General features: G+C 72.3%; 27 protein-coding genes. 5 read left to right on the top strand and 22 right to left on the bottom strand.

Features of this window, described 5'->3' with window-relative positions; genetic code table 11:
* Positions 1-40 precede the first annotated feature (40 nt).
* The 6 genes from ACFWU9_RS10955 to tsaB form a co-directional block, all read right to left on the bottom strand.
* On the bottom strand, positions 41-1,315 hold the full coding sequence (locus tag ACFWU9_RS10955) for an RNA polymerase sigma factor (RefSeq protein WP_384316489.1): 1,275 nt from the start codon (positions 1,313-1,315) through the stop codon (positions 41-43).
* A 73-nt stretch (positions 1,316-1,388) separates the two neighbouring features.
* Positions 1,389-1,742: a YciI family protein gene (locus ACFWU9_RS10950; protein WP_384316487.1), complete on the bottom strand. Its 354-nt coding sequence runs from the start codon at positions 1,740-1,742 to the stop codon at positions 1,389-1,391.
* Between the two features lie 150 nt (positions 1,743-1,892).
* A complete protein-coding gene (locus tag ACFWU9_RS10945; protein WP_384316485.1) occupies positions 1,893-2,144 on the bottom strand; it encodes a hypothetical protein in 252 nt (83 codons plus the stop codon).
* Complete coding sequence (gene tsaD, locus ACFWU9_RS10940) at positions 2,141-3,238, bottom strand: tRNA (adenosine(37)-N6)-threonylcarbamoyltransferase complex transferase subunit TsaD (RefSeq protein WP_384316483.1); 1,098 nt, start codon at positions 3,236-3,238, stop codon at positions 2,141-2,143. Before tsaD ends, ACFWU9_RS10945 begins: the two co-directional genes overlap by 4 nt.
* Positions 3,231-3,716: a ribosomal protein S18-alanine N-acetyltransferase gene (gene rimI, locus ACFWU9_RS10935; RefSeq protein ID WP_384316603.1), complete on the bottom strand. Its 486-nt coding sequence runs from the start codon at positions 3,714-3,716 to the stop codon at positions 3,231-3,233. The genes tsaD and rimI overlap by 8 nt, the downstream gene beginning before the upstream one ends.
* 20 nt (positions 3,717-3,736) lie before the next feature.
* A complete protein-coding gene (gene tsaB, locus ACFWU9_RS10930) occupies positions 3,737-4,399 on the bottom strand; it encodes a tRNA (adenosine(37)-N6)-threonylcarbamoyltransferase complex dimerization subunit type 1 TsaB (RefSeq protein ID WP_384316481.1) in 663 nt (220 codons plus the stop codon).
* A gap of 138 nt (positions 4,400-4,537) precedes the next feature.
* Between tsaB and ACFWU9_RS10925 the strand changes: the two genes are divergently transcribed.
* A complete protein-coding gene (locus ACFWU9_RS10925) occupies positions 4,538-5,068 on the top strand; it encodes a L,D-transpeptidase (protein WP_384316601.1) in 531 nt (176 codons plus the stop codon).
* 29 nt (positions 5,069-5,097) lie between these two features.
* On the opposite strand, the gene ACFWU9_RS10920 is transcribed toward ACFWU9_RS10925, so the two are convergent.
* The 8 genes from ACFWU9_RS10920 to glmS all read right to left on the bottom strand — a co-directional run bounded on the left by ACFWU9_RS10920 (position 5,098) and on the right by glmS (position 13,484).
* Entirely contained in the window at positions 5,098-5,265 is a 168-nt protein-coding gene (locus tag ACFWU9_RS10920) for a hypothetical protein (protein ID WP_384316479.1), read from the bottom strand.
* A 215-nt stretch (positions 5,266-5,480) separates the two neighbouring features.
* Positions 5,481-6,038, bottom strand: coding sequence for a tRNA (adenosine(37)-N6)-threonylcarbamoyltransferase complex ATPase subunit type 1 TsaE (tsaE, locus tag ACFWU9_RS10915; RefSeq protein ID WP_384316477.1), 558 nt, complete (start codon positions 6,036-6,038; stop codon positions 5,481-5,483).
* Positions 6,010-7,245, bottom strand: coding sequence for an alpha/beta fold hydrolase (locus ACFWU9_RS10910; RefSeq protein ID WP_384316475.1), 1,236 nt, complete (start codon positions 7,243-7,245; stop codon positions 6,010-6,012). The genes tsaE and ACFWU9_RS10910 overlap by 29 nt, the downstream gene beginning before the upstream one ends.
* Entirely contained in the window at positions 7,242-8,477 is a 1,236-nt protein-coding gene (gene alr / locus ACFWU9_RS10905) for an alanine racemase (RefSeq protein ID WP_384316473.1), read from the bottom strand. The genes ACFWU9_RS10910 and alr overlap by 4 nt, the downstream gene beginning before the upstream one ends.
* A 53-nt stretch (positions 8,478-8,530) precedes the next feature.
* Entirely contained in the window at positions 8,531-9,652 is a 1,122-nt protein-coding gene (locus tag ACFWU9_RS10900; RefSeq protein WP_384316471.1) for a glycoside hydrolase family 43 protein, read from the bottom strand.
* Between the two features lie 77 nt (positions 9,653-9,729).
* Entirely contained in the window at positions 9,730-11,193 is a 1,464-nt protein-coding gene (locus ACFWU9_RS10895) for an NAD(P)H-hydrate dehydratase (RefSeq protein ID WP_384316469.1), read from the bottom strand.
* A gap of 30 nt (positions 11,194-11,223) precedes the next feature.
* Entirely contained in the window at positions 11,224-11,592 is a 369-nt protein-coding gene (locus tag ACFWU9_RS10890; RefSeq protein WP_384316467.1) for a holo-ACP synthase, read from the bottom strand.
* A gap of 44 nt (positions 11,593-11,636) precedes the next feature.
* Positions 11,637-13,484: a glutamine--fructose-6-phosphate transaminase (isomerizing) gene (gene glmS / locus ACFWU9_RS10885; protein ID WP_384316465.1), complete on the bottom strand. Its 1,848-nt coding sequence runs from the start codon at positions 13,482-13,484 to the stop codon at positions 11,637-11,639.
* A 187-nt stretch (positions 13,485-13,671) separates the two neighbouring features.
* Between glmS and ACFWU9_RS10880 the strand changes: the two genes are divergently transcribed.
* The 3 genes from ACFWU9_RS10880 to ACFWU9_RS10870 all read left to right on the top strand — a co-directional run bounded on the left by ACFWU9_RS10880 (position 13,672) and on the right by ACFWU9_RS10870 (position 17,607).
* Positions 13,672-15,528 (top strand): hypothetical protein, encoded by a 1,857-nt coding sequence (locus ACFWU9_RS10880; RefSeq protein WP_384316599.1) that lies wholly within the window; start codon positions 13,672-13,674, stop codon positions 15,526-15,528.
* A 106-nt stretch (positions 15,529-15,634) separates the two neighbouring features.
* On the top strand, positions 15,635-16,633 hold the full coding sequence (coaA, locus tag ACFWU9_RS10875) for a type I pantothenate kinase (RefSeq protein WP_384316597.1): 999 nt from the start codon (positions 15,635-15,637) through the stop codon (positions 16,631-16,633).
* A gap of 29 nt (positions 16,634-16,662) precedes the next feature.
* Positions 16,663-17,607: a DUF389 domain-containing protein gene (locus ACFWU9_RS10870; protein ID WP_384316463.1), complete on the top strand. Its 945-nt coding sequence runs from the start codon at positions 16,663-16,665 to the stop codon at positions 17,605-17,607.
* A gap of 47 nt (positions 17,608-17,654) precedes the next feature.
* Here the strand turns inward: ACFWU9_RS10870 and glmM are convergent, their stop codons facing one another.
* From glmM to ACFWU9_RS10850, 4 genes are all read right to left on the bottom strand, one after another.
* Positions 17,655-19,022: a phosphoglucosamine mutase gene (gene glmM, locus ACFWU9_RS10865; protein ID WP_384316461.1), complete on the bottom strand. Its 1,368-nt coding sequence runs from the start codon at positions 19,020-19,022 to the stop codon at positions 17,655-17,657.
* Positions 19,023-19,234: 212 nt separating this feature from the next.
* The gene (rpsI, locus tag ACFWU9_RS10860; protein WP_384196809.1) at positions 19,235-19,762 is read right to left on the bottom strand and encodes a 30S ribosomal protein S9; all 528 of its coding nucleotides are present in this window, start codon (positions 19,760-19,762) and stop codon (positions 19,235-19,237) included.
* Positions 19,763-19,804: 42 nt separating this feature from the next.
* On the bottom strand, positions 19,805-20,248 hold the full coding sequence (gene rplM, locus ACFWU9_RS10855) for a 50S ribosomal protein L13 (RefSeq protein ID WP_189107638.1): 444 nt from the start codon (positions 20,246-20,248) through the stop codon (positions 19,805-19,807).
* A 222-nt stretch (positions 20,249-20,470) separates the two neighbouring features.
* Positions 20,471-22,093, bottom strand: coding sequence for an ABC-F family ATP-binding cassette domain-containing protein (locus ACFWU9_RS10850; protein ID WP_384316459.1), 1,623 nt, complete (start codon positions 22,091-22,093; stop codon positions 20,471-20,473).
* A gap of 83 nt (positions 22,094-22,176) precedes the next feature.
* Here ACFWU9_RS10850 and ACFWU9_RS10845 point away from each other — a divergent pair, with 83 nt between their 5' ends.
* Positions 22,177-23,061, top strand: a complete 885-nt coding sequence (locus ACFWU9_RS10845; RefSeq protein ID WP_384316457.1) for a hypothetical protein — start codon at positions 22,177-22,179, stop codon at positions 23,059-23,061.
* Here the strand turns inward: ACFWU9_RS10845 and truA are convergent.
* The 4 genes from truA to rpsK form a co-directional block, all read right to left on the bottom strand.
* The gene (truA, locus tag ACFWU9_RS10840) at positions 23,029-23,928 is read right to left on the bottom strand and encodes a tRNA pseudouridine(38-40) synthase TruA (protein ID WP_384316455.1); all 900 of its coding nucleotides are present in this window, start codon (positions 23,926-23,928) and stop codon (positions 23,029-23,031) included. The two genes, ACFWU9_RS10845 and truA, sit on opposite strands and share 33 nt — an antisense overlap.
* Positions 23,929-24,031: 103 nt before the next feature.
* Positions 24,032-24,562: a 50S ribosomal protein L17 gene (rplQ, locus tag ACFWU9_RS10835; RefSeq protein WP_384316453.1), complete on the bottom strand. Its 531-nt coding sequence runs from the start codon at positions 24,560-24,562 to the stop codon at positions 24,032-24,034.
* A gap of 81 nt (positions 24,563-24,643) precedes the next feature.
* Positions 24,644-25,666: a DNA-directed RNA polymerase subunit alpha gene (locus ACFWU9_RS10830; protein ID WP_003956430.1), complete on the bottom strand. Its 1,023-nt coding sequence runs from the start codon at positions 25,664-25,666 to the stop codon at positions 24,644-24,646.
* Between the two features lie 116 nt (positions 25,667-25,782).
* Entirely contained in the window at positions 25,783-26,187 is a 405-nt protein-coding gene (gene rpsK / locus ACFWU9_RS10825; protein WP_003956432.1) for a 30S ribosomal protein S11, read from the bottom strand.
* Positions 26,188-26,216: the final 29 nt, after the last annotated feature.

The following is a 26,216-nucleotide window of genomic DNA, read 5'->3' as shown; positions in this document are numbered from 1 at the left end:
CGGGCGATCGCCGTGACGGGTGGACGCCCGGCCGGACCGCTCAGAGCCCGGCGGCCCGCTCCTCCAGCAGCGTGCGTTCCCGTTCGTTGCGGGTCAGCCCTGCCGCCCGTACGAACTCCGCCCGCGCCTCCTCCGTACGCCCCAGCCTCGCCAGCAGGTCCCCGCGCACGCTCGGCAGCAGGTGGTAGCCCCTGAGCGCGGGCTCCGCCGCCAGCGCGTCGACGAGCGCCAGGCCCGCCTCCGGCCCTTCGGCCATCGAGACGGCGACCGCGCGGTTCAGCTCCACGACGGGCGAGGGGGTGAGCGCGGCCAGGCGCCCGTACAGCCCGGCGATCGTGGTCCAGTCCGTCTCCTCGTACGACGCGGCCCCCGCGTGGCACGCGGCGATCGCCGCCTGGAGGGCGTACGGGCCGGGGGCGGCGCCCAGCTCGCTCGCCCTGGTCAGGGCCTCCACGCCCCGGCGGATCAGCAGCCGGTCCCAGCGTGAGCGGTTCTGGTCGGCGAGCAGGACGGGGGCGCCGTCTGGGCCGGTACGGGTGGCCGTACGGGACGCCTGAAGCTCCAACAGGGCCGCCAGGGCGTGCACTTCGGGTTCCTTGGGCATCAGCCCGCTCAGTACGCGCGCGAGTCGGAGCGCGTCCTCGCAGAGACCGGGGCGCAGCAGATCGTCGCCCGCCGTCGCGGAGTAGCCCTCGTTGAAGATGAGGTAGATGACCTCCAGCACGGACGCGAGGCGCGCCTCCCGCTCGGCGCCGTAGGGCACCTCGAAGGGGACGCCGGCCCTGGCGAGGCCGCGCTTGGCGCGCACGATGCGCTGCGCGACGGTCGGCTCCGGCACCAGGAAGGCGCGCGCGATCTCCTCGGTCGTGAGCCCGCCGAGCAGGCGCAGGGTGAGGGCGACGCGGGCCTCGGTGGACAGGACCGGGTGGCAGGAGACGAAGACCAGCCGCAGCAGGTCGTCGTCGATGTCGTCCGCCTCGGCGGGCTCGGGCGGCGGCGCCGTGTCCTCAAGGGTGCGGCCGACCTCGGCGAGCTTGCGCGCGTACGTCTCACGGCGGCGTACGAGGTCGATGGCGCGGCGCCTGGCCGTGGCCATGAGCCAGGCGGCGGGATTGTCCGGGACGCCCGACTCGGGCCACTGTTCCAGGGCGGCGACCAGGGCGTCCTGCGCCAGCTCCTCGGCGATGCCGACATCGCGTACGACGCGCGCCACGGCGGCGATGATCCTGGACTGCTCGATCCTGAACACCGCTTCGACCGCGCCCGCGCTGCCGCGCGTGCCGCCACCGTCCTCGCCGTCTGCCGTCACGGCCACCCATCAGAGCATCGGGGCGGACGGACGGCAAACGGACGCGGACGACGCGCGGCGAGTCCGCGGGGACCCGCGGCTACTCGGCGATCTGGCGGGTCTCGGCGGTCAGGGTCCAGTAGTCCTCGTGGATCTGGAGGAACCGCTTGGCCCACTCGACGGCCTCGGCCTGGGTCTTGGCCTGGACGATCGAGTACCCACCGATGACCTCCTTGGACTCGGTGAACGGCCCGTCGGTGACCGACAGCTTCCCGCCGGACCAGGTCACCCGGGTGCCCTCGGCGGACGGGTGCAGCCCGCCGGTCTCCAGCATGGCGCCGGCCTTGTTCATCTCCTCGGCCAGCCGACCCATCCGCTCGCCCAGTTCGGCGCTGTGGCCTCCGACCGGCTGGCTGGACTCGTCGAGGTGGATCAGTGTCATGAAACGCGGCATGGTGACTCCTCGGTGTTCTTCCGGGCGGGACTGTTCCCGCCTCTCACCCTTGCGTCGAACGGGCGGGCCCGGGATCGACACACGCCGCGATTTTTCTCGGAGATCTTTCGGTCCCCGTCGGATCCCGGCCCGCGCGCGCTGTCGCCCCGCTCAGTCGGCCGTCTCGAACCGCCAGCGGTGCACGGCGCGCGCGACCAGTTCCGCCGCCGGTTCGGGGAGCTCCGGCAGGTCCGCGTCGTACGCCGCCTCCCACCAGGTCATCACCAGCACCCGCCCGCCGGGCGCGGTGAGCGTCTCCCGGCGCCCCGGCGCCGGGGTGAGCGTCCGCGCACGGGCCCACTCCAGCAGCTCGGCGCCCCGGCCCGGCGCGGCCTTGGCCTCCCACATCAGCGCGACGGTCATGTGTAGAGGTTCTCCTTGGCGGCCTCGTGCACATGGTCGTGGTGGTGTCCCCGGCCCGGTACATGGGTCTCGGTCACCGGCAGCGAGGAGTCCGCCGACAGGTCCCAGTCCGATGCCGGCCGGTTCCGGGCCACCATCTCGGCGCCGAGCGCGGCGACCATCGCGCCGTTGTCCGTGCAGAGTCCGGGCCTGGGCACCCGCAGCCGGATGCCCGCCCGCTCGCAGCGGTCGGCGGCCAGCGCGCGCAGCCGGGAGTTGGCCGCGACCCCGCCGCCGATCATCAGATGGTCCACACCCTCGTCCTTGCAGGCGCGCACCGCCTTGCGCGTCAGCACGTCCACCACCGCCTCCTGGAAGGACGCGGCCACGTCCCGTACGGGCACGTCCTCGCCCGCGGCCCGCTTCGCCTCGATCCAGCGGGCGACGGACGTCTTGAGCCCGGAGAAGGAGAAGTCGTACGGCGCGTCCCGGGGACCGGTGAGTCCGCGCGGGAACGCGATCGCCGCCGGGTCGCCCTCGCGCGCGAGCCGGTCGATCACCGGACCGCCGGGGAAGCCCAGCTGGAGCACGCGCGCGATCTTGTCGAAGGCCTCGCCCGCCGCGTCGTCGATGGTCGCGCCCATCGGCCGTACGTCGGCGGTGATGTCCGGCGCGAGGAGCAGCGAGGAGTGGCCGCCGCTGACCAGCAACGCCATCGTCGGCTCGGGGAGCGGCCCGTGCTCCAGCTGGTCGACGCAGATGTGCGAGGCGAGATGGTTCACGCCGTAGAGCGGCTTGCCGAGCGCGTACGCGTACGCCTTCGCGGCCGACACCCCGACCAGCAGCGCCCCGGCCAGCCCGGGACCGGCCGTGACCGCGATCCCGTCGAGGTCGCGGGCGCTCACGCCCGCCTCCTTCAGGGCACGCTCGACCGTCGGCACCATGGCCTCCAGGTGCGCGCGCGAGGCGACCTCGGGGACGACCCCGCCGAACCGGGCGTGCTCGTCGACGCTGGAGGCGATGGCGTCGGCGAGCAGGGTCGTACCGCGGACGATGCCCACGCCCGTCTCGTCGCACGAGGTCTCGATGCCGAGGACGAGAGGTTCGTCAGCCATTGGTCTCCGTTCCTTGTCCGGGGACGCCCCGCTCGTCGTGCATCGACAGGCGCATGACGAGGGCGTCGACGTTGCCCGGCTGGTAGTAGCCCCGGCGGAAGCCGATGGGCTCGAAGCCGAAGCGCTCGTAGAGCTTCTGCGCGCGGGTGTTGTCCACCCGTACTTCGAGCAGGACCTCCTCGCACTCGAAGGCGGTGGCGTGCTGGAGGAGTTCGGTGAGCAGCCGCGAGCCGAGCCCGCTCCCCCACCGGTCACGGGCGGCGGCGATGGTCTGTACGTCGCCGATGCCGCCGGCGGCGGCGAGTCCCGCGTAGCCGACGATCCGGCCGTCGTCGGCCGCTGCGACCACATAACGGCGGGTGGCGGCCGGCCCGCGCGCGTGGGCCAGCTCGGACCAGAACATGCCCGGTGACCAGGCGTCCTCGGGGAACAGCTCGTACTCCAGGGCGAGCACGGGCTCGATGTCCCACCAGCGCATCTCGCGCAGCGTCGTGTCGGTCACTTGGGCGTGACCACCTTGTAGTTCTTGGGCACCTGCGCGTCGGGACGGCGCAGATAGAGGGGCAGGGGCGGGAGGAACGCGTCACCGCCCCCGCCGTCCCCGAGTCTCTCGGCGGCGAGGGAGGCGAGCGCGGCGGCCGACTGGTGCTCGGGCCCGCGCGCGTCAGGGAACGCCTCCGGGTAGAGCGTGCCGCCCGCGCCGACGGCCGGCAGTCCGGCCAGCTCCCCGGCGATGTCGGCGGGCCGGTCGACGGCGGGCTCGGTCAGCCGCGTACGGGAGTCCGCGTACCGGGCCCAGTAGACCTCCTTGCGGCGGGCGTCCGTCGCGACCACGAAGGGCTCGTCGAGCCCGGCGGCGTACGCGAGCCCGTCCAGCGTGCACAGCCCGTGGACCGGCACGCCGAGGGTCGAGCCGAAGGCGGCGGCCGTGACGAGGCCGACGCGCAGCCCGGTGTACGGGCCGGGGCCCACGCCGACGACCAGGTCCGTCACGTCCGCGAGCGCGAGACCGGCCTCGGCGAGGACGCGGTCGACGGCGGGCAGCAGCAGCTCTCCGTGCCGGCGGGCGTCGACCTGGCTCTCGGCGGCGAGGACGGAGCCACCGTCGTGGAGGGCGACGGTGACGGCGGGCGTGGCGGTATCAACGGCGAGCAGGAGCACGCAAACAGCCTACGGCTCCCCCGGGGGCCTCCGGGGCCGGGCACGGCACCCCGGCCCCCCTGCCGCCTGCTGCTAACGTCACCACGCAGACGTACGTACGAGAGGTGGATCAGGGTGTCCAGGAGCAGCTCGGGATTTGTGGCCGGGCTCACCGCGCTGGCCGTGGCCGCCGTCGCCTTCCTCGCGTACCAGGCGTCGGCGAACGTACCGGCCGACCTCGCGTCGCCGAAGAAGCCGGGCTCCTCGGCGTCCGGCGCCCCGGCGGCCAAGGAGAAGAAGAAGGACGCGCACCCGGTGCCCGCGGCGTCGGGCTCCGGACAGCGCGTGGTCTACGCGCTGGGCGCGAAGCGGGTGTGGCTGGTGGCGAAAGCGGGGCAGAGGCCGCGCACCTTCGGGGTGATGCCGAGCACGGTGAGCCCGCCGCCGGGGACGTACGAGGTCACCTCGCGCTCCGGACAGATCACCGGATCGGACGGCGTGGACATCGAGCACGTGGTGCGGTTCGCCAGCGTCGGCCAGGTCGCGATCGGTTTCAGCGCGGCGGTCGACGGGACGATGCCGAGCCCGGACCCGGGCCTGAGGACGGGCGGTGTGCGGATGACGCCGGCGGACGGCGACGCGCTGTGGGCGTTCGCGCCGGTCGGTTCGAAGGTCGTCGTCGTCCCCTGACCGGTCCCGCGCCTTACGCGGCCGGCGCCTTACGCGGCCTCGTCGCCCTCGTCCGCCCGGGGCTCGGCCGGCGGGGTCGACACGGCGCTGGCGGCGGCACACGACGCCAGCAGATCGCTCATCGACACGGACGACGGGTCCGGGGAGGCGTTCGCCGGCTCCGACGGCCGCGCTCCGGTGCTCTCTGTTGCCGACATGGATGCCTCCTGAGGCTCCGGGGGCAGTCTGGTTAGGTAAACCTAACCAGCTCTCTTCCACCATGTGACCACGGCCGCACGGCATAGGCAACAGTTTACCGACATCGCGTCGGAATCGACGCGGACGGCGTGACCCACGTCACAGGTGGGCGGGAGAGGTCCGGGGCCCGGAGACCGGTGGCCCCGCGCTCGGGTCCGGCGGCTCCCGGCAGCGTTCAGGCGGTGATCGCGGCCAGGTCCACGTCCGACCAGCGCGCGCCGATCCCGGTGAGGGTGACCACGCGCCGGTCGTGCTCCTCGACGGCGAGGGGGTCCGCGCCGTCTCCGGCCCCGAGGACGCGGTCGATCACCACCTGGAGGCGGTCGTCGGACAGCTCCTCGACCTTCCCCTCGCCCCACTCCACGACCACCACCGAGTCCGGCAGCGAGACGTCGAGGTCCAGGTCCTCCATCTCGTCGAGACCGCCGCCGAGCCGGTAGGCGTCCACATGGACGAGCGGGGGGCCCGAGGTCAGCGAGGGGTGGACGCGGGCGATCACGAAGGTCGGGGACGTGACGGCGCCGCGTACGCCGAGACCGGCGCCGAGCCCCCGGGTGAGCGTCGTCTTGCCCGCGCCGAGTTCGCCGGTGAGCATCACCAGATCGCCGGGGCGCAGCAGGCCCGCGAGCCTCCGGCCCAGCTCGCTCATCCGTTCGGGTGAGTCGACGGTGATACGGGTACGGACGCCGGCGCCGGTACGGGCCTCAGCTGCCGGGCTGTGCGGTGCTTCCATACGAACCCACGTTAGTGGCTGCCGGCACGGCGCCCGCCCGTACCAGCAGGTCGGCGAGCCGGTCGGTGACCACCTCCGGGTGCTCCAGCATCACCAGATGGCCCGCGTCCGGCACGATCACCAGCTCCGAGTCCGGCAGCAGGTCCGCCATGGCCTCGCTGTGCGAGCTGGGCGTGATGAGATCGCGGTCCCCGGCCAGCACCAGGACCGGGACCTCCATGAAGACCGGCAGCGCGTCCGACTCGTCGTGCTCGGTGAACGCCGGGTAGAACTCCGCGACCACGTCGATCGGCGTCCCCTCGATCAGCCGCTCGGCGAACCGCGCGACGGCCGGGTCCACGTCCCTGGAGCTGAACGAGTAGCGCTTGATCAGGCCCGCGAAGAGATCGGCGGTGGCACGCCGGCCCCGCTCGACCAGTTCGGTCTGGGAGCCGAGGGCCTTCAGTACGCCGGGCAGTACACGGCGTACCGCGTTCACGCCCGCCACCGGCAGCCCGAAGCTGACCTCGCCGAGCTTGCCGCTGGAGGAGCCGACGAACGCGGCGCCGACGACCCGGTCCCGGACGAAGTCGGGGTAGTTGTTCGCGAGGGCCATCATCGTCATGCCGCCCATGGAGTGGCCGACGAGGACGAGCGGGCCCTCGGGCGCGGCCGCGTCGATGACCGCCCTGAGGTCGCGGCCGAGCTGGTGGATCGAGACGGGCACCCCGTCGGCCCCCTGCTGTGCGACGCCCCGGCCGGAGCGGCCGTGGCTGCGCTGGTCCCAGAAGACGGTCCGCACCAGACCGCGCAGCGCGGCGCGCTGGAAGTGCCAGGAGTCCTGGTTGAGGCAGTAGCCGTGGCTGAAGACGACCGTGACGGGCGCCGGGGCCTTGCGGCCGAAGAGCCTGCGGCGGCGCGGGGTGCCGGGTCCGGTCTCCGGGTCGACGTCGTCCACCTCGAAGTACAGCTCGGTCCCGTCGTCGGCGACGGCCGTGCCGGGGGTGCCGCGCAGGGAGCCGTACGGTCCCGTGGAGTCGAGCGCGAGCCGTGCCTTCTTGCGCATGCCGCGGCCGACCGTCATCCGTTCGATCGCGACGCCGGCCGCGGCCCCGGCGGCGATCACGCCTATCGCCGTGCCGGCGATACCGGCCAGCCGCCAGGTGCCGCCGCCGCTCGCGGCGTCGGCGGCGGCCGACACCATGTCCCCCGCGTTGCTCTCGGTCAACGTCCCGCTCCCGCTTCTCGATGATCCGCGCCGTCCCGGTCCCCGGCGGCCCCGCTCTCATGCCCTTCCTGCCCATTCACATGGACGCGCGGAACACGCGGACCGATACGGGTCACGATCTCGTACGCGATGGTGCCGGCCGCCTCGGCCCAGTCGGCGGCCGTGGGCTCGCCCCGGTCACCGGGCCCGAAGAGGACGGCGGGCGCGCCCTCCCGGACGGCGTCGGCGTCCGGGCCGCTGCCGAGGTCCACCACGAACTGGTCCATGGCGACCCGCCCGGCCACCCGACGCACCTTCCCGCCGACGAGGACGGGCCCCGTGCCGGACGCGTGGCGCGGGACGCCGTCCGCGTATCCGAGGGGGATCAGGGCGAGGGTCGTCTCGGCGGGGGTGCGGTACCGGTGGCCGTAGCTGACGCCGTGCCCCTCCGGTACGCGCTTCACCAGCGCCACGGAGGCGGCGAGGGTCATCACGGGCCGCAGGCCGAGCTCCGCCGATGTGCCGAGTTCGGCGCTGGGCGAGATGCCGTAGACGGCGATGCCGGTCCGTACGAGATCGAAGTGCGACTCGGGGGCGGTGAGGGCGGCGGGGGAGTTCGCGATGTGCCGGACCTCGGGCTCGACGCCCGCCTTCTCCGCGTACGCGACGAGTTCGCGGAAGAGGTGGAGCTGCGCCTCGACGGAGGAATGGCCGGGCTCGTCCGCGCACGCGAAGTGCGACCACAGGCCGGTGACGCGGACGGTACCGGCGTCCTCGGCGGCCCGGGCGGCGGCGACGAGTTCGGGCCAGTCGGCGGGCTGGCACCCGTTGCGGCCGAGTCCGGTGTCGGCCTTGAGCTGGATCCGCGCGGTACGCCCGGCCGCACGCGCGGCGTCGGTCACCTCGCGCAGGGCCCACATACCGCTCACGGACATGTCGAGGTCGGCCTCGATGGCCTCGCGCCAGGGGTCGCCGGGGGTCCACAGCCAGCACAGGACCGGGGCCCTGATACCGGCGGCGCGCAGCGCGAGCGCCTCGTGCGGTGTGGCGGTGCCGAGCCAGCTCGCCCCGGCGTCGAGGGCGGCCCGCGCACAGGGCAGCGCGCCGTGCCCGTACGCGTCGGACTTCACGACGGCCATGAGCCCGGCGCCGGGCGCCAGACGTGCCCGCAGGGCGCGGACGTTGCCGCGGAGGGCGCCGAGATCGATCTCGGCGCGGGCGCGCAGCGGAGAGGTGGGTACGGTTCCGGTCATCCCCTCCAGTCTCTCAGAGCCCTCGGGCCCGCCCGCCGACCCTTACCGGCGCCTCACTCGAAGAACTTGAGGCCGAACCCGACGTTCGTGGTGGGGCCGGGGACGTTGGCGCGGCTGTAGGTGGTGTTGCCCCACCAGACCGCGGTACCGCTGTACCACTGGCGGTTGGCCCACGAGTACGGCGTGCCCTTGGCGACCGCGTGGAACATCGTCGGGAACCGGTTGCCGGACGGCGGTCCGGCGGCGACGTCGCCGCGCGGCAGCACGAACGTGTGATGGCCGGGACCGTCGACGTTCAGCGTGGGGTCCCAGCCCGCCATCATGGTCGCGGCGTGCGAGCCGAACTGGCAGCCGTTGCTCTTGTACCAGTCCCACACATAGGTCGGATCGCCGCCGGCCCGCAGCCGCAGGTCGGCGATGCAGTACTGGTTGCTCCAGCTGCCGTTGGCCGAGTAGACGACGTGCAACTGGCCGTTGGGGTCGACGATCGGCTGGGGCGCCTCGTTGATGTACGGGTTGCCCACCACCCGTTCCCACGGCTCGCGCGGCTGCGAGATGACGTAACGGGCGCCGGTGGCCGTGGTGGGACCACTCATCCGGGCGATGTAGAGGTTCTGCTCGACGTTGGTGTCGCCGGACCAGCCGGACCACACGAACCACCGCTGGCCGCCGAAGGTCAACGGCACCCCGTCGATGGCCCACTTGTCGTTCGGCAGCGCGACCTTGGTGGCGGCGGAGTAGCCGGTGTCGGGGCTGGGGCTGCTGATGTGGTACATCCGGTGGGCCCCGCCGGTGCCGGCGGCGAAGTAGATGCGGTACTGCCCGTCGTGGTGCACGATCTCGGGCGCCCAGACCTCGCCGAGTCCGCCGGTGTCCCGCCACACCTGGTGCTTGGGCGCGGTGGCGACCCCCTCCATCGTGGTCGCCGACCGCACGGCGATACCGCCGTCCACGGACTTGGCGGAGACGTAGAGATCACCGACCTTGATGACACTCGGGTCGGCCCCGCCGACGAGGGGACGGCCGAGGGTCGACGGCTGATCCCCCGTCACGACGGGGGCGGCTTCGGCGGGCCCGGCGGCGCTCGCCCGGCCGAGGCCGACGGTGGCGACGAGGCCGAGGGTGGAGACGAGTGCGAGGGGAACGACGCGGGCGAGCCGGCGGGTGGGGGACATCAGATTCCTCTCGATCATGTACACGACAGAGAGCGCTCTCAATGGTCTCCACCCGTTGACGGCCCGTCAATAGCGCCTCACGCCCCCGCCATCACGTCCCGCCACGCCCCCCGCAGCGCCCCCCACACGTCCTCCGCGCTCACCGGCGCCCCCCGCGCCGCCTTCCGTGCCGCCAGGCCGTGCAGATACGCGCCCACCGAGCCCGCGTCGCGCGCCGTCAGGCCCGCCGCCAGCAGCGAGCCCGACAGGCCCGACAGGACGTCGCCGCTGCCCGCCGTCGCCAGCCAGGGCGTCCCCGTCGGGTTGACCCGGACCGGGAGCCCGGTGTCCGGGTCCGCCACCAGGGTGGTCGAACCCTTCAGCAGGACCGTCGCGCCGTAGCGCGCCGTCAGTTCCCGTACCGCCGCCAGCCGGCCCGCCTCGACCTCCTCGCGCGGCACGCCCAGCAGCGCCGCCGCCTCCCCCGCGTGCGGGGTGAGCAGCGTCGGCGCCGTACGCGCCCGTACGGCCCCGGCGTCCAGCCCGCGCAGGCCGTCCGCGTCGACCAGGACCGGTACGTCCGAGGCCAGGGCGTCCCGTACCCCCGGCTCGTCCCCGAGGCCGGGTCCGACCACCCACGCCTGGACGCGGCCCGCCTTCGCCGGCGGACCCGCGTGGATCAGCGTCTCCGGGAAGCGGGCGATCACCGCGTGCCCGGCCGGACCCACGTACCGCACCGCGCCCGCGCCCCCGTGCAGCGCGCCCGCCACCGCGAGCACCGCCGCCCCCGGGTAGCGCGCCGACCCGGCGACGACACCCACGACCCCCCGCCGGTACTTGTCGCTCTCCCCCGTCGGCGCCGGCAACAGCCGTGCCACGTCCGCGTGTTGGAGCGCCTCCAGCTCCGGCACCGACGGCAGCACCGCACCCAGCCCGATGTCCACCAGCCGTACCGCGCCCACGTAGTCGCGCGCGGGGTCGATCAGATGGCCGGGCTTGTACGTCCCGAACGTCACCGTCGCGTCCGCCCGCAGCGCCTCCCCCACCACCTCGCCGGTGCCCGCCTCGATCCCGCTCGGCAGGTCGACGGCCACGACCACCGCGCCGGAGCCGCGCGCGGCCCGCGCGAGGGGCACCGCGTCGGGCCGCAGCCCGCCGCGCCCGCCGATGCCGGTGATGCCGTCGACGACGAGATCGGCGGCGGCCAGTACGTCGGACGGGTCGGACGGGTCGGACGAATTGTCGAGGGATCGCCCGCCCGCGCCCAGCAGCGCCGCGAGACCGCCGGCGTGCGCCCGTTCGGGGGCCAGCAGCACCGCCGAGACCCGGGCCCCGCGCCGGGCCAGCCGGGCCCCGGCGTACAGCGCGTCACCCCCGTTGTCACCGCTGCCGACGAGCAGGACGACCCGGGCCCCGTACACCCGCCCCCGGCGCCGCAGCAGATCCACGCAGGCGGCGGCCAGCCCGGCCGCCGCCCGCTGCATGAGTGCGCCGTCGGGGAGCCGGTCCATCAGCTCCCGTTCGGCGGTCCGTACGGTCTCCACGCTGTACGCGATACGCATGGCGACGAGTCTGCCGCACCGGACCCCGGCTCACCCCTCGGCGATCACCACCGCGGACGCGATCCCCGCGTCATGGCTGAGCGACACATGCCAGCTCCGTACGCCCAACTCCGCCGCCCGCGCCGCCACCGTGCCCCGTACGCGCAGCCGCGGCTGCCCGCTCTCCTCCACGTACACCTCGGCGTCCGTCCAGTGCAGCCCGGCCGGCGCGCCCAGCGCCTTGGCCAGCGCCTCCTTCGCCGCGAAGCGGGCGGCCAGCGAGGCGATACCGCGCCTCTCCCCGCTCGGCAGCAGCAACTCCCGCTCCGAGAAGAGCCGTTGGGCCATGGCCGGCGTGCGCTCCAGCGACGCCGCGAAGCGCTCGATCTCCGCGACGTCGATCCCCACCCCTATGATCACTGCGGTCCCGCCTCTCACTCCACCGTCTCTCGTGCCCCGGTGGCTCACTCCACCGTCACGGACTTCGCCAAGTTTCTCGGCTGGTCCACCTCGTTGCCGCGCGCGGTCGCCAGCTCGCAGGCGAAGACCTGCAACGGCACCGTCGAGACCAGCGGCTGAAGGAGCGTCGGCGTCACCGGGATACGGATGAGATGGTCCGCGTACGGCACCACCGCCTCGTCCCCCTCCTCCGCGATCACGATCGTCCGCGCCCCCCGGGCCCGGATCTCCTGGATGTTGGACACGATCTTGTCGTGCAGCACCGAACGCCCGCGCGGCGACGGTACGACGACCACCACCGGCAGGTCCTCCTCGATGAGCGCGATCGGCCCGTGCTTCAGCTCCCCGGCGGCGAAGCCCTCGGCGTGCATGTACGCCAGTTCCTTCAGCTTCAGCGCGCCCTCCAGCGCCACCGGATGGCCGACGTGCCGCCCCAGGAAGAGCACCGTCCGCTTGTCCGCGAGGGAGCGGGCGAGCTCCCGTACCGGTTCCATCGTCTCCAGCACGCGCTCGACCTCGTGGGAGACGCGCGACAGTTCCCGGATGACGGCCCTGATCTCGTCGCCGTACTTGGTGCCGCGCAGCTGCCCCAGATAGAGGGCGACCAGATAGCAGGCCACGAGCTGCGTCAGGAACGCCTTCGTCGACGCGACCGCGACCTCGGGGCCCGCGTGCGTGTAGAGGACGGCGTCCGACTCCCTCGGGATGGTCGAGCCATTGGTGTTGCAGATGGCGAGGACGGTGGCGCCCTGGTCGCGCGCGTGCCGCAGCGCCATCAGCGTGTCCATCGTCTCGCCCGACTGGGAGATCGCGACGACGAGGGTACGGGTGTTGAGGATCGGGTCCCGGTAGCGGAACTCGCTCGCCAGCTCCACCTCGCAGGGGATACGGGTCCAGTGCTCGATGGCGTACTTCGCGATCAGCCCGGCGTGGAAGGCGGTCCCGCACGCCACGATGACGACCTTGTCGGCCGCCCGCAGCACCCGGGGCGCAATCCGTACCTCGTCCAGGGTCAGCGAGCCCTCGGCGTTGATACGGCCGAGGAGGGTGTCGGCGACGGCCTTCGGCTGCTCGGCGATCTCCTTCAGCATGAAGTAGTCGTAGCCGCCCTTCTCGGCGGCCGAGGCGTCCCAGTCGATGTGGTACTCGCGTACCTCGGCGTCCGCGCCGTCGAAGTCGGTCACCCGCACGCCGTCCCGGCGCAGCTCCACCACCTGGTCCTGGCCCAGCTCGATCGCGGAGCGGGTGTGGGCGATGAACGCGGCGACGTCGGAGGCGAGGAAGGACTCGCCGTCGCCGACGCCCACCACGAGCGGCGAGTTGCGGCGGGCGCCGACGACGACGTCCGGCTCGTCCGCGTGCACCGCGACCAGCGTGAACGCGCCCTCCAGCCGCCCGCACACCCGCCGCATCGACTCGGCCAGGCCGCCGCAGGACGAGAACGCCTCGGCGAGCAGATGCGCCACGACCTCGGTGTCGGTCTCGGAGGTGAGGTCGTGCCCCCGGTCGGAGAGTTCGGTGCGCAGGGCGGCGAAGTTCTCGATGATCCCGTTGTGCACGACGGCGACGCGGCCCGCGTTGTCGATGTGCGGATGGGCGTTGACGTCGGTCGGGCCGCCGTGCGTGGCCCACCGGGTGTGACCGATGCCGGTCGCGCCGCCCGGCAACGGCCTCTCCACCAGCGCCTTCTCCAGATTGACGAGCTTGCCCGCCTTCTTCGCCGAGGCCACCCGGCCGTCGGCGAGCACCGCGACACCGGCCGAGTCGTACCCCCGGTATTCGAGCCGCTTGAGACCGGCGACGACCACGTCGAGCGCCGACTGTCCACCGACATAACCTACGATTCCACACATGTGCGGCAGCCTACGGCGGGCGGTGGCGCCGTCCCGGGAGCGCTCGCGGACGACATCCACGAAGGTGGGCGGACCACGCCCGACCTGGGGCGACCGCCCGACGCCACTACTCCATGCGATACGGGTTTGTCACCGAAAGCCTCTGGTGGCGGCCACCTCGCACCGCCTTCAATGGATGACCGTGACGATGACCGCGACGCTGCGCACCTTGATCACCCTGCCGCGGATGCTCCGCCACGGCGCGGCCGTCGGCGCGTATCTGCCCCCCGACGCGTCCGTCGTCCTCGACCCGCCGGCGCCGGAGCTGCGTACCGCGCTCACCGCGGCGTACGCGGGTGATCACGTGCCGGCCAGGGAACTGCTCTCGGCCACCCGCGTCGGCGCCGAGTGGGAGCGGCGCGGCGGCTACGTGCCCCGGCTGGCGGAGAGCGCGCTGCACAGCCCCGGCTGGCTGGACGCGTGGCTCGCGAAGTCGCCGGGCGATCCGGACGCGCTGCTGGTGAAGGCGGAGCTCTGCGTCCAGCAGGCGTGGGAGATACGGACGGGGGCACGGGCGAGCGATGTCTCGCCCGACCAGTTCCGGGCGTTCTTCGCGCTGCTGGACGACGCCGTCCCGGTGATCGCGGCGGCGACCGAGCTGAACCCCACCGACCCCGTGCCGTGGCAGGTCGCGCTCACGCACGCGCGCGGCAGCCAGGCGCCGCGCGAGGTGTTCGACGCGTACTGGGCGGAGGCGACCGGCCGCGCGCCGCACCACTACGGCTGCCATCTCTCGGCGATGCAGTACCTGTGCGACAAGTGGTACGGCTCGCACGAGGAGATGTTCGACTTCGCCGAGCGCGCGGCACGCGAGGCCCTGCCGGGCTCGAAGCTGAACGCGCTGCCGCTGCTGGCGGCCGTCGAGTACGACGTGGTGGCCGACGGCGCGCCCTCGGAGGACGGCGGCCCGATCGACCGCTCCCGGATCCACGCGGCGCTGCGGCGCGCGCAGGAGCTGTCGGACGCGTACCCACACGGCGACCCGGAGGTGGCCGGGGTCCGCAACCACCTGGCGCTGATGCTGATCCTGGCGGACCGGCACGGGGAGGCGCTGGAGCAGTTCCGGGCGCTGGGGGTGCACGCGACGGAGTACCCGTGGGCGTATCTCGGGGACGCGCGGGAGGAGTTCCTGGACTTCCGGACGGGCGTACGGATGCATGTGGCGGCGCGGATGCCGTTCTTCTCCCGCCCGAAGCCGCACGAGTCGCGGTCCGCGCCCTCGGCCCCCGCCGTCCCCCACTCCCTGGCGCTGGTCGCGGCCCCGCCGCACACGGTCGCCGACGCGGCGCTGATGTGCGGTGTGCCGCTGCGGATAGCCCCGGCGCCGGGGAAGTCCTCGTACGTCGAACTCGCCGCCGATCCCGAGCCCGGTGTCCGCGCCACCCTCCTCGGCGAGGACCGGCTCACGGCCGCGGCCGACACCCTGACCACCGGCGAACCGTGGCCGGCCCTGATCCTGCGCCGGACGGGCGACCGCTACGGCTTCACCCTGCTCCAGGGCGGAAGGAAGATCGCGGACCACACCTGGGACCCGGCGGCCCGGGTCCCCGACCACGCGGCGGTCACGGCAACGGCGAGCGCGCTGGCGGAGGTCTACAGCATCACGGACACCCGCCCCCTCACCCATCTCCTCCGCGGCTCGGACACCCCGTCCCGCCGCCAGTCGGCCCTGGTCGCCGCCCTCGGACTCCCCCCGATCCCCCCGGGCTTCGGCACTCGCGAGGAGATCCTCACCACCCTCCCCGACGCCCGGGTCTTGGCGAGCCGCGGCTTCCTGGCCGGCATCCTGGACACCCTCACGGGCGACCACCCGGCCCCCCGCGCCCCCCGCTGGTGGATCCTGCGCACAGCGGCACTGCTGCTGTTCACCCCGGTGACGGCCTACGCCTGGTGGTCCCCGGACATCGGCTGGCTCCGGGCGTCACTGTCGACGATCGCGGTGTGCTACATCGGGGGGCAGATGGCGGGGGCGTGGCGCCGCCGGCGGCGCCTCGCGAAGGGCTGACGACCCCGCCCGCGGCTCCCGGCCGACCGGCCGACCGCCGCACCCGACCCCACGTGACCCACCCCACCCCCCACAACCGTCCCCCACCCCCGACAATGACCAGGTGATCACTCCGTCTTCGCCGTCACGAAGCGTCAGCCGCCGGGCCGAGCACGGGCCGACCCCCTTCGTCGACCTCAGCCGCGCCGAGTGGAGCGCGCTGCGCGACAAGACCCCGCTGCCGCTCACCGCCGATGAGGTCGAGCGGCTCCGGGGGCTCGGCGACGTCATCGATCTCGACGAGGTGCGGGACGTCTATCTGCCGCTCTCCCGGCTGCTCAACCTCTACGTGCGGGCGACCGGACAGCTCCGCGGCGCACTCAACACCTTCCTCCGGGACGCGGGCAACGGCCACGGCGCCCAGCGCGGCACACCCTTCGTCATAGGAGTCGCCGGAAGCGTGGCCGTCGGCAAGTCGACCGTCGCCCGGCTCCTCCAGGCGCTGCTCGCCCGCTGGCCCGAGCACCCGCGCGTGGAGCGCGTGACCACCGACGGGTTCCTGCTCCCCATGAAGGAGCTCCGGGCGCGCGGTCTGATGTCCCGTAAAGGCTTCCCGGAGTCCTACGACCGCCGGGCCCTGACCCGCTTCGTCGCCGACATCAAGGCCGGCAAGGACGAGGTGACCGCGCCCGTCTACTCCCATCTGAAGTACGACATCGTGCCGGACGAGAAGCTGGTCGTACGGCGCCCCGACATCCTCATCGTCGAGGGGCTCAACGTCCTCCAGCCCGCCCTCCCCGGCCAGGACGGCCGGACCCGCGTCGGTCTCGCCGACTTCTTCGACTTCAGCGTGTACGTCGACGCGCGCGCCGAGGACATCGAGAGCTGGTATCTGAACCGGTTCCGCGAGCTGCGCCAGACGGCCTTCCAGAATCCGTCCTCCTACTTCCGCACGTACACCCAGGTCTCCGAGGAGGAGGCCCTGGACTACGCGCGCACCACCTGGCGCACCGTCAACCGGCTCAATCTGCTGGAGAATGTCGCGCCCACCCGCAGCCGTGCCACCCTGGTCCTCCGGAAGGGCGCCGACCACAAGGTGAGCCGGCTGTCCCTCCGTAAACTCTGAAGACTCCGAGCGAGCGTCTGAGAGCCGTCGTGCTGCATCTGCGCCTGATCGTCCCCGCCGAGCTGACCGACCGCGTCGTGAGCACCGTGGAGCGGACCGTCGGCACCACCCATCTGGTGGTCCTCCCGGGCGCCGCCCGCGATCCGGCGGGCGATCTCGTGCTCTGCGACGTCGCGCGTGAGGCGGGCGACGGCCTCATCGCCGAGCTGCGTGAACTCGGCGTCGACGAGGGCGGATCCATCGCCGCCGACGACATCGGGCTGTCCCTCTCCCGGTCCGCCGACAGGGCCGAGGAGGACGCCCCCGGTGAGGGCGCCGACGCCGTGCTGTGGGACCAGCTGGCCGACGCGACCCACGAGGAGTCCACCCTCTCGGTCACCTATCTCGCGTTCCTCAGCCTCGCGACGATGATCGCCGCCTGCGGTGTGGTGCTGGACAACGCGATCCTGATCGTCGGGGCGATGGCCGTGGGGCCCGAGTTCGGGCCGCTCGCCGGACTCTGTACGGCGGTGGTACGGCGCTCCGCGCGGCTCGCCCTGCGCTCACTGGTCGCGCTGCTGGCGGGGTTCGCCGCCGCGATGGTGCTGACGACCGGCTTCAGCCTGCTGATGAACGCCTTCGGCCTCTTCCACGAGTCCATGCTCAAGGCGGACCGCCCGAACACGGCCTTCATCTTCAACCCGGACCTGTTCTCCCTGGTGGTCGCGGTGCTCGCCGGCGTGGCCGGCATGCTCTCGCTGACCTCCGCCAAGTCCGGCCTGCTGGTCGGCGTCGCCATCTCGGTGACCACGGTCCCCGCCGCCGCGAACGCCGCCGTCGCCCTCGGCTACGGCGATCTGGACCAGGTGTCGGGCTCCACCGGCCAGCTCCTGATCAACCTCGGCGGCATCGTCGCGGCCGGGACGCTCACCCTGCTCGTCCAGAAGGCCCTGTGGAGCACGGGCCGCGGGAAGCCGGTGCCCGCGAGGCACTGACCTCCCGCCGGAAGGGGCAACGGTCCCCCGGCCGGCGCCCGACTCCCCTATCCCAGCGCCGACTTCACCACGTCCGCCAGCCGCCCGGCCACCGCGCGCGCCTGCTCGATGTCGGCGGCCTCCACCATCACCCGTACCAGCGGCTCCGTACCCGAGGGCCGCAGCAGCACCCGGCCCGTGGACCCGAGCTGGGCCTCGGCCTCCGACACCGCCGTCGCCAGCTCGGCCGACGTCGTGACGCGCGACTTGTCCACGTCCGGCACATTGACCAGGACCTGCGGCAGCCGCCGCATCACCCCGGCCAGATCGGCGAGCGAACGGCCCGTGCTCGCCACCCGCGCCGCCAGCATCAGACCGGTCAGCGTGCCGTCGCCGGTCGTGGCGTGGTCGAGGACGATGACGTGCCCGGACTGCTCGCCGCCGAGCGCGTAACCGTGCTCCTTCATCGACTCCAGTACGTAGCGGTCACCGACCGCCGTCTGTACGAGGGTGATGCCCTCGCGCTCCATCGCCAGCTTGAAGCCGAGGTTGGACATCACCGTCCCGACGACCGCGTTCTCACGCAGCGTCCCGGCCTCCCGCATCGCGAGGGCCAGCACGGCGAGGATCTGGTCGCCGTCGACCTCCTCGCCCGCCGCGTCCACCGCGAGGCAGCGGTCCGCGTCGCCGTCGTGCGCGATGCCGAGGTCGGCGCCGTGCTCGACGACCGCGGCCTTCAGCAGGTCCAGGTGGGTGGAGCCGCAGCCGTCGTTGATGTTCAGGCCGTCCGGCTCCGCGCCGATCGTGACGATCTCCGCGCCGGCGCGCGCGAACGCCTCCGGCGACACGCGGGAGGCGGCGCCGTGCGCCTCGTCCAGGACGATCCTGAGCCCGTCGAGCCGGTTCGGCAGGACGCCGATGAGATGCGCGACGTACTGGTCGAAGCCCTCGTCGTAGGTACGGACCCGGCCCACGCCCGCGCCGGTCGGCCGCTCCCACGGGGCACCCGTGCGGTGCACCGTGTTCTCCAGGTACGCGCTCTCGATCCGGTCCTCCAGCTCGTCGGCCAGCTTGTGACCGCCGCGCGCGAAGAACTTGATGCCGTTGTCCGGCATGGCGTTGTGGCTCGCGGAGAGCATCACGCCGAGGTCGGCGCCCAGCGCACCGGTGAGATACGCCACCGCGGGGGTGGGCAGCACACCGACGCGCAGGACGTCCACGCCCGCGCTCGCGAGACCCGCCACCACGGCGGCCTCCAGGAACTCACCCGAGGCACGCGGATCGCGCCCCACCACCGCCGTCGCCCGATGGCCCTCGAACGTGCCCGCCTCGGCGAGAACGTGTGCCGCCGCGACCGAGAGGCCGAGCGTCAGCTCCGCCGTCAGATCCGCGTTGGCGATACCGCGCACGCCGTCCGTGCCGAAGAGTCGTCCCACAGCTGTCCCTCCGAAAAATGCTCAGAAATTGCCCCGAAGAGCTCCGCCAAGATCCAAGGAGAACACGGGGATTGCCCGGCGGATCATCCAGGGGATCGGGAAGCTCGGAAAACGAACGCCCCGGCAGCACGGAGTGCCGCCGGGGCGAACATATGCCATACATACGCCGTGAGGCCGTAAGGGCCATGGCGTGGTAAGGCCGAGCGAGCGGTTTAGCGCTTGCTGTACTGCGGCGCCTTGCGGGCCTTCTTGAGACCGGCCTTCTTGCGCTCGACCGCGCGGTCGTCACGGCTCAGGAAGCCGGCCTTCTTCAGCGGGGCGCGGTTGTTGTCCACGTCCGCCTCGTTGAGCGAGCGGGCCACACCGAGGCGCAGCGCGCCGGCCTGGCCGGAGACGCCGCCACCCGAGATACGGGCGATGACGTCGTAGCGGTTGTCGAGTTCGAGCACCTTGAAGGGCTCGTTGACAGCCTGCTGGTGGACCTTGTTCGGGAAGTAGTCCTCGAGCGTGCGCCCGTTGATCTTCCACTTGCCGGTGCCCGGAACGATCCGGACGCGGGCGATGGCGTTCTTACGACGGCCCAGGCCGGCGGCCGGCTGGGGGTCGCCGAAACGGGAAGCCAGCGACTCGGAGGTGTACTCGCCCTCGACGGGGGTCTCCGACTCGAAAGTCGTCACCTCGGCGAAGGTCTCCTCGCCCTCGGGGGCGTCGACGGGGGTCTCTGCGGTGGTCTCGGCCACGATGTTCCTCAGATTTCTTTTCGTCTTAGGCGGTGGCCGGGATTACTGCGCGACCTGGGTGATCTCGAACGGGACCGGCTGCTGGGCGGCGTGCGGGTGCTGGTCGCCCGCGTACACCTTCAGCTTCGAGAGCATCTGACGGCCCAGGGTGTTCTTGGGGATCATGCCCTTGATGGCCTTTTCCACAGCCTTCTCGGGGCTCTTCGCGAGCAGCTCGTCGTAGCGGACGGAACGCAGACCACCCGGGTAGCCGGAGTGGCGGTACGCCATCTTCTGGGTCTTCTTGTTGCCGGAGAGGTGGACCTTCTCGGCGTTGATGATGACGACGAAGTCGCCCATGTCCATGTGAGGGGCGTAGGTCGGCTTGTGCTTGCCCCGGAGGAGGTTCGCTGCCGTAGTCGCCAGACGGCCCAGGACGATGTCCTGCGCGTCGATGATGTGCCACTGGCGCGTGACATCGCCGGGCTTGGGGCTGTACGTACGCACGGTCGTAGCCTTCGCTTCTTCAGTGAGTGGGTCCTGACAAGGCCACCCGGACGATCACGACAGCCCTGGCAGACGTACGGGGACGCAACCCGTGCCTGCCGCTGGATCATCGGCCCGGTGGACCGGCGTAAGGGCCTCTCACGTGAGAATGAACAAGCCAATACGCATAACGAACCAGAAGGATACCCAGGGTGCGCCGTACGGGTCAAAACGAGGCCGCGCCTACCGCGCCCGCTCCACCCGCCGCTCGTCCCACACCGGCTCCGCCGTCTCCCGCACCACCCCGTCCGAGCCGAAGACCAGGTACCGGTCGAAGGACTTGGCGAACCACCGGTCGTGCGTGACCGCCAGCACCGTCCCCTCGTACGCCTCCAGCCCGTCCTGGAGCGCCTCGGCGGACTCCAGGTCCAGGTTGTCCGTCGGCTCGTCCAGCAGCAGCGCCGTGGTGCCGCCCAGCTCCAGCAGCAGGATCTGGAACCGCGCCTGCTGCCCGCCCGACAGCTTGTCGAACGGCTGGTCCCCCTGCCGCTCCAGCTCGTAGCGCCGCAGCACGCTCATCGCGGCGCCCCGGTCCTTGGCGTGCTCGGTCCACAGGATGTCGACCAGGCTGCGCCCCAGCAGCTCCGGATGCGCGTGCGTCTGCGCGAAGTGGCCGGGCAGCACGCGCGCGCCCAGCTTCCACTTCCCCGTGTGCGCGACCGACGGATCGCCCGCGAGCAGCCGCAGGAAGTGCGACTTGCCGGAGCCGTTCGACCCCAGGACCGCGACCCGCTCGCCGTAGAAGATCTCCAGCGAGAACGGCTTCATCAGCCCGGTCAGCTCCAGGTTCTCGCAGGTCACCGCCCGCACCCCGGTCCGGCCGCCCTTCAGCCGCATCCGGATGTCCTGCTCGCGCGGCGGCTCCTGCGGCGGGCCGGCGTCCTCGAACTTGCGCAGCCGCGTCTGGGCCGCCCGGTAGCGGGAGGACATGCCGTCGTTGAACTTGGCCTTCTGCCCGAGCGCCCTGACCAGCTCCTTGAGCTGGACGTGCTGCTCGTCCCAGCGCCGGCGCAGCTCCTCGAAGCGCGCGAACCGCTCCTTGCGGGCCGCGTGGTACGTACCGAAGCCGTCGCCGTGCACCCAGACGTCCGACCCGGCCGGGCCCGGCTCCACGCTCACGATCCGCTGGGCGCTGCGCGCCAGCAGCTCCCGGTCGTGGGAGACGAAGAGCACGGTCTTGGAGGTCTCCTTCAGCCGCTGCTCCAGCCACCGCTTGCCCGGTACGTCCAGGTAGTTGTCCGGCTCGTCGAGCAGCAGGACCTCGTCGGGCCCGCGCAGCAGCGCCTCCAGCACCAGCCGCTTCTGCTCGCCGCCGCTCAGCGTCTTCAGCGCGCGCCACTGGGCCTTCTCGTACGGGACGCCGAGCGCCGCGACCGTACAGGTGTCCCAGAGGGTCTCGGCCTCGTACCCCCGCGCCTCCGCCCAGTCGCTGAGCGCCTGCGCGTAGCTCATCTGCGCGGCCTCGTCGTCCCGCTCCATGATCGCGTTCTCCGCGGTGTCCACGGCCCGCGCCGCTTCCCTGATCCGCGGCTGGGCGACGGCGACCAGCAGGTCGCGGACGGTGCGCTCGTCCCGTACGGAGCCGACGAACTGCTCCATCACGCCGAGGCCGCCGGAGACGGTGACCGTCCCGCCGTGCGGCTGGAGGTCCCCCGCCATCAGCCGCAGCAGTGTCGTCTTGCCCGCGCCGTTGGCTCCCACGAGCGCGACGACGGCGCCCTCACCCACCCGGAACGAGGCATCGGCGAGGAGCACCCGTCCGTCCGGTAGGTAGTACTCCAGGTGTGCGGCCTCCAGATGTCCCATGCTCCGCATTGTCACGGCCCACGGCCCGCTCTCCAACCGAATTCCGCATCGGGTGCGGTCCGGTCCGGCGCTAAACTCCCGCCATGAGCTTTGGTCAAGGGGGACCCTACGGGTCCGACCCACAAGGGCCGTACGGATCGCGTGACCCCCAGGGGCAGACACCGGACTGGGCCGCGCTCGCCGACGCGTCGGCGCAGCGGGCCCGGCGCAGGCGGTGGATGCTGATAGGCGGCGGCGCGCTCGCGACCGCCGCCGTCGCGGCGATCGTCGCGACGGCGGTCGTGTCCACGAACGGCGACAGCGGTGACCGGGCGAGCGACAAGAACGCGAGCGACCTGCCCGCGCCGCCCGACCTGCCCAGCGAGAGCGCCGAGCCCGAACCGTCCTTCTCGGAGGCCGTGCCGCTGCCGCCGCCGGACCCGAAGGACTTCATCTCCACGGAGGACAAGGACACGGCCCCGCTGGGCGCCGACACGCTGTTCCCCGGCTCCACGCTGACGATGGGGGACCGCGAGTACAAGAAGGGCCCGACGAACCGCACCACGAACTGCGCGGGCGCGACCCAGGGCGACCTCGGCTCGATCCTCGCCTCCAACACCTGCGACCAGGTCATCCGCGCCACGTACACGCGCGACGGCACGGCCGTGACCGTCGGCGTCGCCGTCTTCTCCACCGAGACGCAGGCGCTGAAGGCGAAGAAGGAGGCGCGCGGCGGTCTGGCCTCGCTCTCCGGGTCGGGTGTCCCGACGTTCTGCCGGGGCGGCACCATCTGCCGCAGGACCACCAACTCGGTGGGCCGTTACGTGTACTTCACCGTCGGCGGCTTCACCAACGGCAAGGACGTCGTGAAGACCGACAAGCCCGTCTACACCACCGGCGACGACGTCGCCGAGTTCACCTTCCTCCAGATCCGCAAGCGCGGTGAGACGCAGGCGTCAGCCGCAGCCACGGCACCCGTCGACCAGTGACTCGGAGGGTGTCCCCCCGGCGGCCGGCAGGGTCCGTCTGTTGCGGGCCAGCCGGCCCCGGGCGGCGAGCTGGTCGTCGGCCGGGTAGCCGACCTCCTCCAGGGTGAGTCCGTGCGGCCGCACCACATGGACGGCCGAGTCCCGCACCCCGGCGGCCAGCACCTTCGCCGGCCACTCCACGGGCCGGTGCCCGTCGCCGACGAACAGCAGCGCGCCCACCAGCGAGCGCACCATGTTGTGGCAGAAGGCGTCGGCGCGCACGGTCGCGGTGACGACCCCGTGCGCGTCCCGCTCCCACTCCAGCCGCTGGAGCGTACGGATCGTCGTCGCGCCCTCGCGCCTCTTGCAGTACGCCGCGAAGTCGTGCTCCCCGACCAGCCCCGCCGACGCGGCGTTCATCGCCTCCACGTCCAACGGCCAGTCGTGCCACAGCACATGGCCGCGCAGCAGCGGGTCGACGCCACCGGGATCGTCGGTGACGCGGTAGGCGTAGCGCCGCCAGATCGCCGAGAAACGGGCGTTGAAGCCCGAGGGGGCCTCCTCGGCCCGCCACACCCTCACATCGTGTGCCAGCCGCCCCGCGAGGCGCCTCAGCAGCCTCTCGCGGTGCTCGGCCCACAGCTCGACGGGCAGGTCGACGTGGGCGACCTGGCCGCGCGCGTGGACGCCCGCGTCCGTCCGTCCGGCGACGGTGAGCTCGTAGGCCCGCGCGGACCGTGTCACGATCCTCAGCGCGTCCTCGATGTCCCCCTGGACGGTCCGCCGGGTGGCCTGCCGCGCCCAGCCGGAGAAGTCCTTCCCGTCGTAACTCAGGTCGAGCCGCACCCGTACGAACCCGGGCGCCGCCCCCTCGATGTCCTCACTCACCCGCGGCTCCTTCCCAAAGCCTCTCGAAAGCCCCTCGAAACGGAACGGGCCCGCCCCCGTGAGGGAGCGGGCCCGTCCGTCGGCCGGACAGTCGTACGGACGCTCAGGCGTCCTTGGACTCGTCCTTGGCCTCGGTCTCGACGGCCTCGGTCTCGCCGGCCTTGGCGTCCTCGACGGGGGCGTCCTCCGTGGGGGCCGCCTCCTTCTTGAGGGCGTCTTCCTTGACGGCGCGCTTCGTGGCGGCCTCGGCCTCACCGGTGGCCTTCTGCGCCACGGTCAGGGCCTCGACCAGCTCGATGACCGCCATCGGGGCGTTGTCGCCACGACGGGGACCGATCTTGGTGATGCGGGTGTAGCCACCGGGGCGGTTCTCGTACCGCGGAGCGATCTCGGTGAAGAGCGTGTGCACGATGCTCTTGTCCGTGATCGTCTGGAGAACGAGGCGACGGTTGTGGATGTCGCCCTTCTTCGCCTTGGTGACCAGACGCTCGGCGACCGGACGCAGGCGGCGGGCCTTGGCCTCGGTCGTCGTGATCTTGCCGTGCTCGAACAGCGCCTTCGCGAGGTTCGCGAGAAGCAGCCGCTCGTGCGCGGCGCTGCCGCCCAGACGGGCGCCCTTGGCGGGCTTCGGCATGGTGTTACCCCTTCGACTCTGCACCGGCCGTATCAGGTACCGGTGTCAGTTCCCCGCGGACGGATGTCCGCGGAAAGGTTCTCAGTACTGCTCGGTCTCCACGAACCCGGCGTCCGCGTCGTCGTCCGCGCCGAACGCGTCGGCGGCGGCGGTCGGGTCGAATCCGGGCGGGCTGTCCTTGAGGGCCAGGCCCATGCCGGCCAGCTTCGCCTTGACCTCGTCGATCGACTTGGCGCCGAAGTTACGGATGTCGAGCAGGTCCGCCTCGGACCGCGCGACGAGCTCACCCACGGAGTGGATGCCCTCACGCTTGAGGCAGTTGTACGACCGAACGGTGAGCTCCAGCTCCTCGATCGGCAGGGCGAGATCGGCGGCGAGCGCCGCGTCCGTCGGCGAGGGGCCCATGTCGATGCCCTCGGCGTCGATGTTGAGCTCGCGCGCCAGACCGAACAGCTCGACCAGCGTCTTGCCGGCGGACGCCATGGCGTCGCGGGGGCGCATGGCCTGCTTGGTCTCGACGTCGACGATCAGCTTGTCGAAGTCGGTGCGCTGCTCGACACGGGTCGCCTCGACCTTGTACGTGACCTTGAGCACCGGCGAGTAGATGGAGTCGACCGGGATCCGGCCGATCTCCTGGCCCACCTGCTTGTTCTGGACGGCGGAGACGTAGCCGCGACCGCGCTCGACGGTCAGCTCCATCTCCAGCTTGCCCTTGCCGTTCAGCGTCGCGAGGACGAGGTCCGGGTTGTGGACCTCGACACCGGCCGGGGGCGCGATGTCGGCGGCGGTGACCAGGCCGGGGCCCTGCTTGCGCAGGTACATCACGACCGGCTCGTCGTGCTCCGAGGAGACGACCAGCTGCTTGATGTTGAGGATGAGGTCGGTGACGTCCTCCTTGACGCCCGGCACGGTGGTGAACTCGTGCAGGACCCCGTCGATCCGGATGCTGGTGACAGCGGCACCGGGGATCGAGGAGAGGAGCGTACGGCGCAGAGAGTTACCGAGCGTGTAGCCGAAACCCGGCTCCAGCGGCTCGATCACGAACCGCGAACGGTATTCGTCGACGACCTCTTCGGTCAGCGACGGACGCTGAGCGATAAGCATGGAAATGCCTCCAGTCTTGGCACCCGCTATTTGATGCCAACAGAACAAGGGTACGGGCGGCACGGGGCGAAGGCCCCGTACCGCCCGCGATCCATACCCTCAGGGGGTACAGAGGATCAGACGCGGCGGCGCTTCGGGGGGCGGCAGCCGTTGTGCGGGGTGGGGGTGACGTCCTGGATCGAGCCCACCTCCAGGCCGGTGGCCTGGAGCGAGCGGATCGCGGTCTCACGGCCGGAGCCGGGACCCTTGACGAAGACGTCGACCTTGCGCATGCCGTGCTCCTGCGCCCGGCGGGCGGCCGACTCGGCGGCCATCTGCGCGGCGAAGGGGGTGGACTTGCGCGAGCCCTTGAAGCCGACGTGGCCGGCGGAGGCCCAGGAGATCACGTTGCCCGAGGGGTCGGTGATGGAGACGATGGTGTTGTTGAACGTGCTCTTGATGTGGGCGTGCCCATGAGCGACGTTCTTCTTTTCCTTGCGGCGCACCTTCTTGGCAGCGCCCTGACGACCCTTGGGGGGCATCTATTACTCCTACGGGAGGTGGTCGGTCC

The sequence above is a fragment of the Streptomyces sp. NPDC058653 genome (genome assembly GCF_042716895.1).
Taxonomy (GTDB): Bacteria; Actinomycetota; Actinomycetes; order Streptomycetales; family Streptomycetaceae; genus Streptomyces.
The sequence above is the reverse complement of the archived record's forward strand: the minus strand, read 5'-3'. Positions and strand labels throughout refer to the sequence as shown.

Excerpts from the sequence above, each read along its gene's own strand:
- ACFWU9_RS10950 (WP_384316487.1), bottom strand. The coding sequence starts at position 1,742 with ATGCCGCGTTTCATGACACTGATCCACCTCGACGAGTCCAGCCAGCCG.
- ACFWU9_RS10945 (WP_384316485.1), bottom strand. The coding sequence starts at position 2,144 with ATGACCGTCGCGCTGATGTGGGAGGCCAAGGCCGCGCCGGGCCGGGGC.
- tsaD (WP_384316483.1), bottom strand. The coding sequence starts at position 3,238 with ATGGCTGACGAACCTCTCGTCCTCGGCATCGAGACCTCGTGCGACGAG.
- rimI (WP_384316603.1), bottom strand. The coding sequence starts at position 3,716 with ATGCGCTGGTGGGACATCGAGCCCGTGCTCGCCCTGGAGTACGAGCTG.
- ACFWU9_RS10920 (WP_384316479.1), bottom strand. The coding sequence starts at position 5,265 with ATGTCGGCAACAGAGAGCACCGGAGCGCGGCCGTCGGAGCCGGCGAAC.
- tsaE (WP_384316477.1), bottom strand. The coding sequence starts at position 6,038 with ATGGAAGCACCGCACAGCCCGGCAGCTGAGGCCCGTACCGGCGCCGGC.
- alr (WP_384316473.1), bottom strand. The coding sequence starts at position 8,477 with ATGACCGGAACCGTACCCACCTCTCCGCTGCGCGCCCGCGCCGAGATC.
- ACFWU9_RS10900 (WP_384316471.1), bottom strand. The coding sequence starts at position 9,652 with ATGTCCCCCACCCGCCGGCTCGCCCGCGTCGTTCCCCTCGCACTCGTC.
- ACFWU9_RS10895 (WP_384316469.1), bottom strand. The coding sequence starts at position 11,193 with ATGCGTATCGCGTACAGCGTGGAGACCGTACGGACCGCCGAACGGGAG.
- glmS (WP_384316465.1), bottom strand. The coding sequence starts at position 13,484 with ATGTGTGGAATCGTAGGTTATGTCGGTGGACAGTCGGCGCTCGACGTG.
- ACFWU9_RS10880 (WP_384316599.1), top strand. The coding sequence starts at position 13,672 with ATGACCGCGACGCTGCGCACCTTGATCACCCTGCCGCGGATGCTCCGC.
- ACFWU9_RS10850 (WP_384316459.1), bottom strand. The coding sequence starts at position 22,093 with ATGGGACATCTGGAGGCCGCACACCTGGAGTACTACCTACCGGACGGA.
- ACFWU9_RS10845 (WP_384316457.1), top strand. The coding sequence starts at position 22,177 with ATGAGCTTTGGTCAAGGGGGACCCTACGGGTCCGACCCACAAGGGCCG.
- rplQ (WP_384316453.1), bottom strand. The coding sequence starts at position 24,562 with ATGCCGAAGCCCGCCAAGGGCGCCCGTCTGGGCGGCAGCGCCGCGCAC.
- ACFWU9_RS10830 (WP_003956430.1), bottom strand. The coding sequence starts at position 25,666 with ATGCTTATCGCTCAGCGTCCGTCGCTGACCGAAGAGGTCGTCGACGAA.
- rpsK (WP_003956432.1), bottom strand. The coding sequence starts at position 26,187 with ATGCCCCCCAAGGGTCGTCAGGGCGCTGCCAAGAAGGTGCGCCGCAAG.